Source organism: Aquimarina sp. I32.4, from assembly GCF_002924285.1.
Taxonomy (GTDB): Bacteria; Bacteroidota; Bacteroidia; order Flavobacteriales; family Flavobacteriaceae; genus Aquimarina.
The window spans coordinates 20,813-37,894 of the sequence record NZ_PGUB01000017.1; the positions used below are offsets into that span (position 1 = coordinate 20,813).

At 34.3% G+C, this 17,082-nt stretch carries 8 protein-coding genes; all 8 read right to left on the reverse strand.

Annotated elements, in window-relative coordinates; translation table 11 throughout:
* Window positions 1-97: 97 nt before the first annotated feature.
* The 8 genes from sprA to CVD18_RS05820 all read right to left on the reverse strand — a co-directional run bounded on the left by sprA (window position 98) and on the right by CVD18_RS05820 (window position 17,055).
* Window positions 98-7,306, reverse strand: a complete 7,209-nt coding sequence (gene sprA, locus CVD18_RS05785) for a cell surface protein SprA (protein WP_369858583.1) — start codon at window positions 7,304-7,306, stop codon at window positions 98-100.
* A gap of 4 nt (window positions 7,307-7,310) precedes the next feature.
* Window positions 7,311-7,892 (reverse strand): Holliday junction branch migration protein RuvA, encoded by a 582-nt coding sequence (ruvA, locus tag CVD18_RS05790; protein WP_103864499.1) that lies wholly within the window; start codon window positions 7,890-7,892, stop codon window positions 7,311-7,313.
* Window positions 7,893-8,460: 568 nt separating this feature from the next.
* Window positions 8,461-10,752, reverse strand: a complete 2,292-nt coding sequence (locus CVD18_RS05795) for an NADP-dependent malic enzyme (RefSeq protein WP_103864500.1) — start codon at window positions 10,750-10,752, stop codon at window positions 8,461-8,463.
* 245 nt (window positions 10,753-10,997) lie between these two features.
* Window positions 10,998-11,921 (reverse strand): tRNA epoxyqueuosine(34) reductase QueG, encoded by a 924-nt coding sequence (queG, locus tag CVD18_RS05800; RefSeq protein WP_103864501.1) that lies wholly within the window; start codon window positions 11,919-11,921, stop codon window positions 10,998-11,000.
* Window positions 11,922-12,455 (reverse strand): mechanosensitive ion channel family protein, encoded by a 534-nt coding sequence (locus CVD18_RS05805; RefSeq protein ID WP_103864502.1) that lies wholly within the window; start codon window positions 12,453-12,455, stop codon window positions 11,922-11,924.
* A 124-nt stretch (window positions 12,456-12,579) separates the two neighbouring features.
* The gene (locus tag CVD18_RS05810; protein WP_103864503.1) at window positions 12,580-13,911 is read right to left on the reverse strand and encodes a cytochrome P450; all 1,332 of its coding nucleotides are present in this window, start codon (window positions 13,909-13,911) and stop codon (window positions 12,580-12,582) included.
* A 25-nt stretch (window positions 13,912-13,936) separates the two neighbouring features.
* The gene (ruvB, locus tag CVD18_RS05815; protein WP_103864504.1) at window positions 13,937-14,959 is read right to left on the reverse strand and encodes a Holliday junction branch migration DNA helicase RuvB; all 1,023 of its coding nucleotides are present in this window, start codon (window positions 14,957-14,959) and stop codon (window positions 13,937-13,939) included.
* Window positions 14,960-15,228: 269 nt separating this feature from the next.
* On the reverse strand, window positions 15,229-17,055 hold the full coding sequence (locus tag CVD18_RS05820) for a cbb3-type cytochrome c oxidase subunit I (RefSeq protein ID WP_103864505.1): 1,827 nt from the start codon (window positions 17,053-17,055) through the stop codon (window positions 15,229-15,231).
* Window positions 17,056-17,082 lie beyond the last annotated feature (27 nt).

Here is a 17,082-nt window from a genome sequence, read left to right on the forward strand (position 1 = left end):
GTAGCACTCCTTATACAAATGTAAACCAACATTAAATTCAATAACAATACAACTACAAAGATTGCTCTATTTTTGAACCTAAAGAACCTTAAGGTATTTAGTTACCAAAATTATACCTCAATGTAAATCCTCCTCGTATAGTCGTCTGTGGGAACGCTGTAGAAATAGAATATTCAGAAAAAGTATGATCATAAAAGAATAATGCTGTTAAGTTCTTACTTAATGAGTAATCTGCGGTAAATTTTACCCCATAAATATCTTGTCCTGCGGTTATTTGAGTGTTCTCTAAGTCTAGATACCTGATTAATGTTTCATTCTGTCGTAAAGATAAATCCGCTCTAAAATTCAGATCACTTTTCAGCACTTTCTTCCTTCCTCCAATCTTAGTTGCAAAAGTAAGATCCTTTAACCTATAACCAAGTCCTATTATATACTCATTACCCTGTATTTCGGTAAGTAAATTATTATCAAAACTCAATGATAATGCTCTATCTTTTTTCCATTCAGCTAGAATTTTTATCGAGTTTTTCATTTCCATATCCAACCGTACAAGAGGACTAAACTGCTCTGTTAAGTTTACATTGGCAAACAACAAAGGATTCTTAAAGTTACCTCCTTCATCAAACTCATTATTATCATTACCATATTCTAGATTGGTCTGAAACTGATTGATTGTATAATTAGCACGATATCCATGAGCTACAGAGAATCTTTTAAAACGTTTTTTAAACCATTTCACTCTCATCAACCCTGTATATTTGACATCCCAATTTGGCAAAGGAATATCTCTAAATGCTCCTTTTTGAACCTTTTCTGCATTTCCTCCAGAATACGCCGCTAAAAAGGCTGGTAATAATACTGCCTGATTTGTTTTACCATATCCAATAGGAAAACCATCCTGATCTGTATCATTAGGGTTTTTTCCGTTATCAATAGCTAAACGTCTTGCTACAGTAAGCCTGTTCTCTCTAAACTTATCAAAAGCTTCTGACGAAAACATATCACTTTTCTTAAATGCTGTTTTTATAAGTAATGTTGATATGGTAAAATTACCAAAGGTATTTCCTGAAAGAGATTTATATGGATCGTTTACATTTATATTCCCAAAGCCATCTGTATTTACATTATAATTTTCTGTATATGTCTCAGAGGAATTTCTTGTTGCACTAATATCTATCTTAAGATCTTTGAGTAATCCTACGGTAGCTTGTACATTAAGTTGTTTTCCTACTACTTCCTGATATTGTTGATTAAACTCATCATACAAAGTAAGCCATCCGTTACGTGCAGCAAGATGTCTAATATCTGACTGGCTTCCAAAGGTAAACCCTAAAGTAGGTTTTAATGTCCCTACAAAACCTGGTTCTCTAAGATACCCTGGCAGAAAAATCCCGCTATCTTGTTGATAATTTACATTTACCTTTTTTACCGCTGTAACCAAGCCAATAAGTGTATTATACGCTTTATCTCCTGCGCTTAATTTACTCTTACCTCTTTTCTTTTTATTCTTAGCGTCATTTTTGGGTTGCACTCCTGCCACTCCTTTTGTTTCTTTTACACCTTTGTTTTTACCTTTGTTTTTACCTTTCTTTCTTCCTGGTTTTATTTTGGTCAACCCTACATATTTATACAATGTATTCATATCCAACGACCCATTGAGTGTATGAACATTTGCATTCTGCACAGAGTTTCCTAGATCAGGAATACCTTCTAAGGTTTTCAAAGCCTCACTACCTTTTATCCACTGAAAATCTGCATTATAAGAATAAGTAGCTCTCATAAATTTTAATACAGGTACTTTCTTAAAAGGAACCTCATAATTAACCTGTAATTGCTGACTATGTGTATTAGGATCTCCTATATCAAAGAAACCACTCCATATGTCTATTGTATTATCGACATTATTGTTTTCATCAATAAAGTTTTTGACAATACGATTATTAGCAGATGTAAAAGCAAAGTTCAATGACTTGGTCAAATTATAATTTATCCCATATTGCCAATCATACAGAAAATTACGTTGGTACAATACTGGTAAGATACTTCCTTCATCTAATGTAATATCTCTAAATACTTGCTCATTATATCGTCTATTAATATTAGAATTTACAGAAACACTTGTAGGAAGAAGATTGACGTTGAAATCTTTAACCAAATCAAAATACTTACTTTTTCCTAAGAATTTCACCTTCTTAAATGGTTCGATCTCCTTAGGCTGAAAACTAAAATCATATGTTCCTCCAAGTCTTACAGTTTGATCCAATGATTTTTCTATTTCAAAATCACGATGATCTGTTTGATTATAGGTTCCAGAAAATGTAAAATTCTCTACATCATAAGGCATCGGTTTTTTATCCCCTGTTCGTTCCTTACGCAACCCTATCACATTAAAACTTTGTCTTTTTGTATAATCGGTTGATTGCTTTTCTACTCGCTCTTTCTCTCTAGGATCTGCTATATTATCCAAGCGATCCTGAAGTTCTAAATCTTGAAATTCGGGGTCAAATTGTGGGGTAATCAATTCCTCTCCTCTACTGTAATTAAATGGTACTTGAACCCCCCATTTTTTAGGTAATAATTGTCCTAAATTTACATTGGTAGTCAAATCATATTGCTTAATATCTTCTCTACTACGTTCATTTGGTCCTTGTTCTATACCTCCAAATCCAATAGTACTGATCCTTCCTGACGCACTAACGTTTGCAAAATCTGCAACATTAGCATCCAAACTACCTACAGCAGCCCATCCTCCTCTATTTTTTAAATCGCTAAGACGCATCTCATTAAACCAAACTGTTCCAGATTGATTCGTAGTACTCTCATTTTTGACACCTATCATCATCACTCGTATGTCTCCAAAATTAGGATTACCTTTGATTCCTAACCTTAATCTTCCTGGCGTCAAATTTGCAGATGGATTAGCATCTGGATTTTCTCCATTAGCATCAAAAAATACCAAGGTATTAGCGTCAAAATTAGAGGCTCCTAAAACTGCCGATTTAATTTTTTGTAATAAACTTAAGTCCAAGTTAAGTTTATTTGCAACTGGCCAAACATGATCTCTATTGCTATTATTCAGATCAGAGACTTGTAATGGTATTTCTACTTGATAAAAATTATTTGTAAAATCATTACCCATTCTTACAAAAGCGGTAAGTTCTCCATCATTCAGAGTTCCGTTTGGTATTGGTTCGGCATGCAAAAACAATTCTAGATTTTCATATTGACGCATATCAACATTAAAATTCTTATATACTCCACGAGAATCTTCTGATTGAAGATCATTTACAGTAAGGGCAAGAGAACGTTCATCTTCTCTAATAATATTGTTGTTATTATTTAATTGCTCTCTCACAACTCCTGGTGGCGTATTATAGTTTGGGGTTTCTTCTTCACTTACAGAAGTTACTACTACCTCACTATCACCAAATACATTGATACCACTAGTTGGGTCATTGGTTTGATTACCTTCTACAACATACCTTCTGTAATCACCACGCACCAAATCCATATTAGCAAATCGTAATAACACAGGCTGAGAGAAATCAGTAAGATACATTCTCATAAATCGTATCGACCTAAAGTCACTAATATTTATTGACTTATCTGGGTCATAGATAGGTATCTTAAACCGAACCCATTTAGTTCTTATTTCTTGTCCCGAAACTTCTATAGGTATATCTCTAACATCAGAGATATAACCTGTTCCTCCATCATTACCAACACCCATGCCTTTAAAAACAGGAATCTCATACTCAAAATAACTATTAATAGTATTCATTGTATTATCCCTGTTTACATCTTCTGCTGTAGGAAATGTAGTATTTCCTCTATCTGTATTAGACACACTAGTAGGTGAATTTCCTTCTGTACCGTTATAATCAGCATACCTTTGCAAAACATCTCCATCTGCCTGAAGAAAATATCTATAATTATCTCCTGAAGGATCATCCAATGACTGGAAATTTGGGAATTTTTGTTTTTCATCTGCATCCCCTAGACCATCAAAACCTGCATCTTGTTGAACTCTTGCTTGACCCTCTGAATCAAAAGCATAAATCAAAGATTGATTTGCTGGTACTGTTGCATACTCTGTCTCTACGACATTTTCATTTTGTCCTGTTCCGTCTGGTAATCCATTCTCGTATTGTTTTCTACCATCCCTCAATACATCTTCACTTATATTACCAAGATTCATAACAATCGTTCCACCTGGATTGTCAATATCATCATATTCAAAAGGATCCATTAACCAGAATTCTACGAATTCAACATTTGATTGCTCAAAATTTGTAGATGTCAATTGCCTTGTTATTCCTGCAAAATTACTTTTGGGATCAGGTTGTGACTGGTTAGACCCTGGTGCATGTAATGGATTAAAATTATAAGGTCCTCTTGTTGTAGGATCATAATTTAAATCCAATGTAAACAACGCTAGTGATTGGCCTTGTACAATATCTGTATCAGGAAAAACCTCACTAATAAATACTCTTCTGGTAGCATTAGAAGCCAAATCTTGTTCTGTAATTCCGCTTGGTCTCCCGTTACTATAAAAAATAGGGTCTATAGAATACCAGGCTAGTTTTCCTCTCCTATACCCTGACTTCAATCCTTCGATCATATTATCACTAGCAGGATTATCAGGATCTCCAAACCCTATAGGAACACTAGAAAGCTCCCAAGAAAGAGGTGAGCTCACATCGATTCTTGTTTGCGCTCCTTCAAAATCATCTATATAAGTAGTTACTTTTCCATCAAAATCTGCTCCTTTGGGTGCTCCTGCAATAAGATATGCTCCCTCTGCTCTAATAGATACATTAGACGGCACATCTGTATCTATATTAGGTAATTTATTCGCCATTCTGGTTAAGAGAGGAACTTCGGTCGCATAGGCTACATTAAACCCTAATATCGTATTATTAATTGGCTCAAAACTGTAGTTAGATTTTTGAGTTATTGGTCTTTCATTCAGATTCAAAAAAGTCCCACCTACTATAAAATCATCACTAAACTTGTGCTCAATATTAACTCCTGTAAATCTTTTGGTTTGCTGACCAAACACAGCATTATTCTCTGTAGAGACTTGTATAGGTGTATTTGATGATAATAAAGCATCATCCAAAATACTCACTCGCCCTAATTGATAGTTTACTGTATAATCAACTCCTTCTTGCAGTACTCTACCTCCTGCAGTAACGGTTACTGATCCTTGAGGCACATTGAATGCTCCCAAAGGAATCCCATCTTGTCCTGATGATTTATAACGTCCTTTTAACTGGAACTTATTTTTATCTGCTGATCTTTGCTCTGCTACAACTTTGGTTTGATTATATAGGTCTTGAAACACGTATTTTGCTTGATTGGCATTATAAGTGCCTGGATCACTATAATTTGCTCCAGCTGGCCCATTATCTAGCTTATCAAAAAGATGTTCTCCAAAAGGCTCTACTGTGGTAAATATAATTCTTCCGTTTTGCGAGTCCACTGTAATAGGAGGTACATAATCAAAAAAACCATCCCCTCCTTGCACGGGGTCTCCATTAGGATTAAGACGATCAAGATTAAACACTTTTAATAAGGTTGTTTGCTCTACATCTGCTGGTAATGCTACTGAGGAACCTTCTGCTGTAGTAATATAATTTACAGGCGAAGGGTCTACATATAATATATTTAACCTAAAATCACTTTGTTCTAATCTAAATGCACCTGTACTGTAGATATTTTTCATCATCAAGTCCCATATTGGCAAATCCACATTAGTGATAGGGCTTTTAATCATTTTCACGATCAAACTTTGACTTGCTCCTACATCTACATTTGTATTTCCTACTGTATTCCCAATAGTAGCATCAACTCCTCCATTTGCAAATTCACCTACTTGAAAAACATCTCCTCCAACGGTATACTGAAATGCTACCCCCAGAACTTCATCATTATTCAATCGTTGATTTAGTGATATATATCCTAGTTCTTGGTTAATCGTATATTCACTCTCATTTAATTTTCTTGCATTTTCTAAGATTGCATAATCAAACCCCTCGTTAAATCCTGCTATAGGACCAATAAAACCTTGCTGCACAGTTGATACTTGTCTTATTGCTTCTGTGATCGGACCTCCAGGTCCAATTTCTGTTGGATCTAGGTCATTATTTTCATTTTTAGGAAATGCTTTCGAGTCTGTTGTATTAAACAAAGAAGCTGGAATTGTAAAATTACCTGTATTAGGAGCTTCTCCTATATCTTGAAGCGCTACAATATTACGTGCATTTGTAAGTGTTTGAGCACTTGTTGCTCTATTGGTTACCCATACTTCTATTCTTGTAATCTGAATTCCTCTATTATTAATAAAAGGATAATTTTTTAATGAAGCATTATACGTATCTCTAAAATAATGTGATAAAAAGAAGTGTCTATTCTCATCGTAGTTTGACGCAAAGAGTTCAAAATCCTCTACTGTACCGCCTCCTTCTACATTAACTGATCTTGTTTCTGATCGCTGTTCTGAATATACTCCTGTTACTGTTGTCTTACCAAACTGTAATCCCATTTTAACTCCAAATAAGCTTTGCGCTCCTTGTATCAAAGAACTATTAAGAGGCATACTCACATTACCTACTTCTATACTTTGAATGATATCGTCTTCTGTTGGAGTGTATTCTAGCTTTAATTGATCTTGAAAATCAAAAGTAGCTTCTGTATCATAATTTGCTGTTATCTTAAGCCTTGTTCCTATTTTCCCAAGTAGACTTAAGCTTATTCTCTGATCAAAATCAAATGTAAAATTACTTCGGTTTCTTGGTGAAAAAGCAGGGTTATCTTGCTTGGTATATAATAGTCCTAGATCCATTTCTACAGAACCTTGTGGTACAATTTCTATTTCACTTCCTCCAAAAATAGATTCAAAAAAGTTAGAATTGACATAAAAAATAGGAAGTAAATTCTTCCTTTTTTCTTCACTTCCATCTTTTTTACCACTAAAAGCTTCCATCTTTTCTTTAAAATAAGCTTTTTGCTGTTCTGCTTCTACCATCGCTACATATTCTGATGGTGTTAAAAAGAGTGGATATCTTACATTAAAATCACCTAGCATCTCTCTATAAATATACCTGTTTGTTATTGGGTCATATTCATATTTGGTTACAATACTGTTTGGGTCTGGCAATGAGAGTTGCCCCCAAGAAAAGGTGGTACTTGTAGAATCTCGAACAGTTTCATTCTCTTGACCGTGTAAAACCCCACCGTAAAGTATCGTGAAACATACTAATATTCTAAAAAAATCAAAACGAAAGTGATTAGACAAACTCAATGCTTTATAAATTTTTCAGTGCTTGTTTAATAATATTTTCTACTGTTTCTTTGGGGGTTACTTTTAGAACTCGGTCAATAGCTTTTTCTGCAATCTTTCTATTAAATCCGAGAGTTTCTAAAGCAGATAACGCTTCATCTTTGTTAGTATTGCTTTGAGACACTGAAACTTCGTCGATATTATACACTTTAAGAATTTTATCTTTTAGATCAATGATAACACGCTGGGCTGTTTTGACCCCAATACCTTTAATTGATTGGATGGTAGCTACATCATTGGTAGCTATCGCTTCTTTTACCTGATCAGGATGTAAAGAAGACAACATTGTTCTTGCTGTACTAGCTCCTATTCCAGAAACTGAAATTAAAAGCCTAAAAATCTCTCTTTCAGATTTTTCTACAAAACCAAATAAGGTATGGGAATCTTCTTTAACCTGTAAATGCGTATATAGTTGTAATACTTCTTCTCCAGAAATTAAAGAAAATGTATGTAACGAGATATGTAATAAATACCCTACCCCATTACAATCTATTACGACATCAGTTGGATTTTTTTCTACAAGCCTCCCCTTGATATGTGTGATCATGTATGTAAGTTGATGTTAAGTAACCAAATGTAGTAAAATTCTACTATATAGCGCTTACTAAAATGCCTTCTCTAAAAATGTTATTCCTCTATATACTCCATCTTTTTATCTTAAACAAAAGCATGTTTTCTATATTTTATTATTTTTTCTTCTTAATAGCATGTACAACAAATAACTGGAGAATTATATTCTATTACGGTATTATGCTCCAAATTTGAGACCTTATGTCTCAACGTTGGGGTTCTTCTACCATGTGATGGTGCGATTTTACCTTCTGTTGGGTTAATTTGATAAAAATTTAGACTTAGGAGGCTCAATTTTAGAGTGACGAGACTCAACGTTGGGGTTCGAGTGTCTAAATTTGGGTAGTTCTTCTCTAATTTTGGAGACTCAAAGTCTAATTTTGAGACATCCGAGTCTAACGGAACGTCTTTTTGGCAGGTAGGAAGGTTTTTTCGAATAAAATCTTCTTTGTGTATTAAAATTACTTCAAGAATAAATTTTAATACACAAAGAAGGTTTAAATGTTTTATTTATTGATAGCACTATAACAAATACTATCATCAACTTATGATAGAGGCGCCTGTCTTTTATCTTTCTCTTGAGCATCAATTACAGCCACTGCAGCCATATTGATTATCTCTTCTACACTTGCTCCTAGTTGAAGAATGTGAGCTGGTCTATTCATACCCATCATAATAGGACCTATAGATTCTGCATTATTTAGCTCACTTAATAGTTTATAATTGCTATTTGCTGAATCCAAATTAGGAAAAACCAATGTGTTTACCTTTTGCCCATTAAGCTTAGAAAACGGAAACTTATCCTTTCTCATTTTTCTGTTTAAAGCAAAATTCATTTGCAATCCTCCGTCTACAATTAGATCAGGATAATATCTATGTAAATATGCTACTGCATCCTGTACTTTTGTAGCATCTGGGTGTTTTGATGACCCAAAATTAGCATAAGAAATCATTGCCATTACAGGTTTTACCCCGAACATCTCTACGGTCTTAGCTGTCATTTGCGCAATTTTTGCTAATTCTTTTGAAGAAGGATCAATATTGATTGATGTATCACTAATAAATAAAGGTCCTTTTTCTGTCATCATCACATTCATAGTCGCAATTCTAGTCGACCCTTTTGCTAGACCTATAAGATCTAATATAGGCTTAACAACGGTTGGGTAACTTCTAGAATATCCTGAAAGTAGTGCATCTGCATCTTTCTCATTGACCATCATTGCTGCAAAATAATTGCGTTCTCGCATTAATTTTTCTGCATCATACAAGGTAATTCCTTTACGCTTATTGGCTTCCCAATACTTTTTGGCATACTTATTTTTACGCTCGCTCTCTTCATCTGCTTTAGGGTCTATGATTTCAATATCAGCAGGATCAAAATCAATCTCTTGCATTAATTCTAGTATAACATCTTTACGTCCCAACAATACAGGGTAAGCAATACCTTCTTCTTTTACTGTTTGAGCTGCTTTTAACACATCTAAGTGGTCTGCTTCTGCAAAAACAACTCGTTTTGGGTTTGTTCTTGCTCTGTCCAACAATAATCTCACTAATTTATTGTCGTTACCCATTCGCTCCAACAACTCATTTTCATATTTTTCCCAGTCAGTAATAGGTTCTGTTGCCACTCCACTCTCTATTGCAGCTTTTGCTACCGCAGGAGGCACTTTGGCCATCAATCTTGGATCAAAAGGTTTAGGTATTATATATTCTTTACCAAAATTAAGACGTGTTTCTCCATACGCTATATTTACCTGCTCAGGAACTGGCTCTTTGGCTAATTCTGCCAATGCTTTTACAGCTGCCATCTTCATTTCTTCATTAATTGCAGTTGCTCTTACATCTAATGCTCCTCTAAAAATAAATGGAAATCCTAGTACATTATTAACCTGATTAGGATGATCACTTCTACCAGTTGCCATAATAACATCTTTACGCGTTTTTATCGCCAAGTCATATTTTATTTCGGGATCTGGATTAGCCATTGCAAAAACAATAGGATTATCTGTCATCGATATCAACATATCTGGCGTCACCAAATTGGCCATTGACAAACCTATAAACACATCTGCATCCTTCATAGCATCTTCTAGGTTATTGAGATCTCTTGATGTAGCAAATTCAGCTTTTTCTGGGGTAAGGTTATCACGGTCTTTACGGATTACTCCTTTGCTATCGGTCATCACTATATTCTCTGACTTTGCACCAAAAGCTTTATATAATCTGGTACATGACACTGCAGCTGCTCCTGCTCCACTAACTACAATTTTAACTTCTTCTAGTTTTTTCTCTGCAATTTCTACAGCATTCAATAATGCCGCCGCAGAAATTATGGCTGTCCCATGTTGATCATCATGCATTACAGGAATATCCAACTCTTCTTTTAAGCGTCTTTCTATCTCAAAAGCTTCAGGAGCTTTGATATCCTCAAGGTTAATTCCTCCAAATGTGGGTGCAATATTTTTAACCGTTTCTATAAAAGCATCTACATCTTTGGTATCCACCTCTATATCAAACACATCAATATCGGCAAAGATCTTAAACAAAAGCCCTTTACCTTCCATCACTGGCTTTGAGGCTTCGGGACCTATGTCTCCTAACCCTAAAACGGCTGTACCATTTGATATTACAGCAACCAAATTTCCTTTTGCTGTATATTTATAAACGTCTGATTTTTCTTTTTCTATTGCTAAACAAGGTTCTGCTACTCCAGGAGAATATGCTAACGATAAGTCTCTTTGGGTCGCATACTTTTTTGTAGGGACGACTTTTATTTTTCCGGGGGTAGGCTTAGCGTGATATACTAATGCCTCTCTTCTTTTACTTTCGATACTCATACGCTATCAAGATAAATTTGTGAATGTAAATTAAATGCAATACCATTTCTCATATGAAATCGTACAAAAACATTCATTGAATACATACAAAGGTACAAGTCTGTTTGACATGCAAAAATTAATGCAAAAGAATCTTCAAAAAATCACATTAAATCACTGATTTACAACACCTGCCCAACTCTAAAAAATCTACAACGAGTAATTTCTTGTATTTAAGTCATTTTAATTTTTAAAAAACGATATCACTATTTAAGAAACTTAATATTTCTACTTAATCCTGAAAATTTGGTTCTCTTTACTGCTGATTTCTGAAACACTTTAGAGAAGACTTCCTGAGTAATTTCTTCCCAATCTTTTTTTGACATATCCAATAGTTCTGGTTTTGGATCAAAAAGAGGTTCGTTATGTGACTTCGAGAATCGGTTCCATGGACACACATCTTGGCATACATCACAACCAAACATCCAATCATCAAATTTCCCTTTGTATGATGATGGAATTTCTTCTTTAAGCTCTATAGTAAAATAAGAAATACATTTGCTGCCATCAACTACATAAGGTTCTACGATTGCTTGGGTAGGGCAAGCATCTATACATGCCGTACAGGTTCCGCAGTGATCGGTAACAGGAGTATCGTATTCTAAATCTAGGTCAATAATAAGTTCGGCTATAAAATAGAAAGAACCTACTTTTTGTGTCAGCAGATTACTGTTTTTACCTATCCACCCCAGTCCACTTTTTGCTGCCCATGCTTTGTCTAAAACTGGTGCCGAATCAACAAAGGCTCTACCATGAACTTCTCCTATTTCTTCTTGAATAAAATGTAATAAGTGTTTTAATTTATCTTTGATCACAAAATGATAATCTGTACCATAGGCATATTTAGAAACCTTTGGAGCATCAGGATCTTTTTGAGTTTCTGAAGGAAAATAATTGAGTAGTAATGAGATTACACTTTTTGAATCATCAACCAACTTAGTTGGATCCAAACGCTTATCAAAATGATTTTCCATATAATACATCTGCCCATTCATATTTTGATTGAGCCACTTTTCTAATCTAGGTGCTTCTTCTTCTAGAAATGCTGCTTTAGAAATACCACAAGACAAAAAACCTAAACGTTTTGCCTCTGTTTTAATAAGCTCGGTATATTGGGTTTTAGAATTCAATTATACTTCTTCTTTATCATGAATTTGCTCCTCTGGAAGCTTATTCATTATCTGAATACCTTTTTGAATCACCAATGAAGTAGGTAATGTTATATTTTCTCCTGTATCTGTAATCATAAATAGATAAAAACCAGTAATGTCTTTAACTTCTCCTGTCCAGTCAAAATCCTTATCCAACACTCGTATTCGATCTCCAATTCTTACTGGGTGGCTAAAAAATAAGATAATACTAGCTGTAAGATTTGATAAAATTGACCATTGTGCAAAAAAAGCTACCCCTATAACAGCTAGTATTGAAGATATAAAAACACTAAATTCTTCAAACTTAACTCCCCAGACAACAACTAAAGCTATTCCTGCAATAAGATAATGAAACAGATATGATAGATTACGTATTAATTTTCTTCGATTTGGATTTATAGCTCTTAAAACCGAAAACTTCTTAATCACCTGTTTTGTTATCAACAACACAAAAAACAACAGCACTACTATTATGACTGTCAATAAAATCTCATCTCTGTAAACAAGTATCATATCGTTTGTTTAATAAACTTCATTGTTTTTGTAAAAATACCAAATACATGAAGATTAAAAGAAATAGTATATAACTATTGCAAAAAAGAACCGATTCGATACCAATAAGAGATATTACGATCTTCTACCTAGGTACAAGTTTTATGATTGCATTCTCTGGTTTTAGAGTAATCAAAGGTTTAATTTCAATTTCTTTGAGATGTGTAGTGATATGGTATTTTTTTATCAAAGTACTTATCGCCAGAATCATTTCATACATTGCAAAATTATTACCAATACACATTCTGGGCCCTGCGCCAAAAGGAAAGTAACAATCTGAATATTGTTTTTTATCTATATTGAGACCAAATCTATCTGGATCAAAGGTAGATGGGCTATCCCAAAATTGTTGATGTCTATGAATTTCATAAAACGAAATCAAAATCGTATCGCCTTTTTGTAGTTTAATATCATTATAGGTATCATCTTCTATTGCGACTCGATCAGAAAAATATGCTGGCGGGTATAGCCTCATTGCTTCTTCAACACATTGTTTGGTATATTGATATTGTCCTATTTCTTCTATTATAGATTCGTATTCTGCAGTTATAGAGACTTCATTAAATACCTTTTCCTGAATCGAGGGGTGCAATGCTAACAACAACAATGTAAAGGTTAATGCATTTGATGTTGTCTCATGACCTGCAATAAACAAGATTAAAATTTCATCAATCAATTGCTCATTATCCATGGAGCTTCCATCTTCGTATTTTGCTGTTAACAACATATCCAAAAGATCATTGTGGCTTTGATTTGATTTTCTTCTATCTTCTATAATAACAGTAAGGATATCTCTTGCCTCTTGTGTTAACTGAAAAGTCTTTTTTATCTTTCCGCTAAAGCGAAACCACCATTTTTTATAGGGTTGTCTTATTTCTTTAATCAGAGATTCTTGTGCCTTTTCTGTTATATATTGCAATCTACTTATCGTATTTCCTGTATCAGTATATCCAAATAATGATTCTGCAACCACTCTAAAAGCCAAATCACTCATTGCAGGAAAAATATCTGTATTTTTTTCTGTAGTAATTTTAGAGACTTCTTCCTCAATAACTTCTTTGATTGTTCCTATAAGTAGTTCCAACTTTCGTTTATGAAATGCTGGCTGGATCAAACGCCTTTGCTTTAACCATTTTTCACCACTAGAAGTAAGTAAGCCTTCTCCTATATATTTGGCCAAATCTTTTGTTTGTAATGCAGACTTTGTATATTTTCTGTGCTGTTTTTGTAGCATATGTTTAGCAAAACCTGCATCTCGAATAAAAATTGCTGATTTTCCAAACCCTAATTTGACTTTGAAAATATCTCCTGATTTTTCAAAATTCTCTCGATGAAAAGGAAGTGGATTTTTGAGAATACGACTTGCATTCTGAATTACCTTAAAAAAAGAAACTGTTGGGATTTCTCTGTACCCCATATGATATACTTATTAGATTATTTGCTTAAAACAAACCTCCCTGAATTCCTCCTTTTACTCTTCCTAGATGTTTGTAGGCTGCTTCTGTTACTTCTCTACCTCTGGGAGTACGCATGATAAACCCTTGTTGAATCAAAAAAGGCTCATAGACTTCTTCTATAGTTTCAGGGCTTTCACTTACCGCTGTAGCTATTGTAGTTAACCCTACAGGGCCTCCTTTAAATTTATCTATCATCGTCATCAAAATCTTATTATCCATCTCATCCAAACCATGTGCATCAACATTCAATGCTTTGAGGGCAAACTTAGAGATTTCTATATCGATCTTTCCATTTCCTTTAATTTGAGCAAAATCTCTTACTCTACGTAATAAAGCATTTGCGATTCTTGGTGTTCCTCTACTTCTACCTGCTATCTCAATAGCTGCTTCCATAGAAATAGGAACATTTAGGATATACGCACTACGTTGCACTATGGTAGATAATAATTCTGTGGTATAATATTGTAATCGTGATTGTATCCCGAAACGAGCTCTCATAGGTGCTGTTAACAATCCCGAACGGGTTGTTGCTCCTATCAATGTAAATGGGTTAAGATTAATCTGTACTGTACGTGCATTAGGGCCACTTTCGATCATAATATCGATCTTATAATCCTCCATAGCAGAATATAGATATTCTTCTACAATAGGACTTAATCGATGTATTTCATCAATAAACAAAACATCTCTATCATCTAGATTTGTTAATAAACCTGCCAAATCCCCAGGTTTGTCCAAAACTGGTCCTGATGTAACTTTGATACCCACCTCTAATTCATTTGCCAAAATATGCGCCAATGTCGTCTTACCAAGACCAGGAGGGCCATGGAATAAGGTATGATCCAATGCTTCTTCTCTTAAATTCGCAGCCTTAACAAAAATTTCCAGATTTTCGAGAACTTGATCCTGACCAGCAAAATCATCAAAGGCAAGAGGCCTTAATGCTTTTTCTACATCCAGATCTTCATTAGAAAAATTGTCGTTTGTTGGATCGAGGTTTTCGTTCATATATTGAATTGAGTAAAAGGTATTGTATAGATCATATTTAATCAACACAAAGATACTAGAAAAACCTGAGCCTTATCTATTACCTATAATACCAATTACACATTAAGATATAGCTGATATAACTCTAAATGGTGAAGCATCTGTTGAGATATTACTAAACTACGTATATCCTAATAAAAAACGCTCAGAAATTGAATTTCTGAGCGTTTTTTATTTTATAAGGCTAACAGCTAATTTATACCTGTACTGTTATCCTGTCTATTCTTTTTTTAGTGATGCATTTCTTCTTCTCCTTCTTGCAAAGGAACAGTTTGCGGTACATAATCTTGTCCAGCTATAACATACTCTCCATCCTCATTGGTCTTACTATAATCATAAGGCCATCTATGTACTATTGGGAGCTCTCCAGGCCAGTTACCATGTGTAGCTTTTACAGGAGTCGTCCACTCAAGTGTATTAGATTTCCAAGGGTTTTGTTCTGCTTTTTTACCGTAAAACATAGAGGTAATAAAGTTATATAAGAATATCAATTGAGCAAAAGCTGCAATAAATGCAAATACTGTAATTAATATGTTTGTATCTGCTAAATCATCAAAATACGGGAAGTTAGAGTTGGTATAATAACGTCTTGGTAATCCTGCCATTCCAACAAAGTGCATTGGAAAAAACACTCCGTATGCTCCAATTGCTGTTATCCAAAAATGTGCATACCCCAAGTTTTTATTCATCATTTTACCATACATCTTAGGGAACCAGTGGTACACTCCTGCAAATAATCCATACAATGCAGATATACCCATTACTAAATGGAAATGTGCTACTACAAAATATGTATCATGTACGTTAATATCTAATGTACTATCTCCTAATATAATTCCTGTAAGTCCTCCTGTAATAAAAGTAGATACCAATCCTATAGAAAATAACATCCCTGGATTAAATTGTAAATTACCTTTCCACAGTGTGGTTATATAATTAAACGATTTTACAGCTGAAGGGATTGCAATCAATAAGGTTGTAAATGTAAATACAGAACCTAAAAACGGATTCATTCCTGATACAAACATATGGTGTCCCCATACGATTGTAGACAAAAATGCAATCGCTAATATTGAAGCAACCATTGCACGATATCCAAATATTGGTTTACGCGAGTTTGTTGCTATAACTTCTGATGTAATACCTAAAGCTGGTAGTAATACAATATATACCTCTGGATGTCCTAAGAACCAGAATAAATGTTCAAAAAGTACAGGAGACCCTCCTTGGTTATGTAATACTTCTCCTTGTATATAAATATCACTTAGATAAAAAGAAGTACCAAAACTTCTATCCATAATCAACAATAATGCTGCTGATAATAACACTGGAAATGAAACCACACCAATAATAGCAGTCACAAAGAAAGCCCATATTGTAAGTGGCATTCTTGTCATTGACATTCCTTTGGTACGCAAATTAATTACTGTTACCACATAATTTAAAGAACCTAATAAAGAAGAGGCTATAAATATTGCCATAGACACTAACCACAACGTCATTCCTGTACCAGATCCACCAATGGCTTGTGGTAATGCACTCAACGGAGGATAGATTGTCCATCCTGCTGATGCAGGTCCAGCCTCTGCAAATAATGATAAAATCATGATTATACTACTCAAAAAGAATAACCAGTAAGACACCATATTCAGGAATCCTGATGCCATATCTCGTGCTCCAATTTGCAATGGAATAAGAAGATTACTAAACGTACCACTTAGCCCTGCAGTTAATACAAAGAATACCATTATAGTACCATGTATTGTAACTAAAGCTAAATAGATTCCTGGATCCATAACTCCATCTTCACCAAACTTACCTAATAAAACTTCATAAGCCGTAAATTTATGATCAGGCCATGCTATTTGCATTCTGAACAATAGAGACATTGCAATACCAATGATTCCCATGATTAAACCAGTAATCAAATATTGCTTAGAGATCATTTTATGATCTTCACTAAAGATATATTTGGTAATAAATGTTTCTTTATGATGATGTCCGTGATCGTGAGCATGGTCTTCTGCGTGATCGTGTACGTTTGCTATTGCTGACATATCCTTATCTATATTTAATATGATATA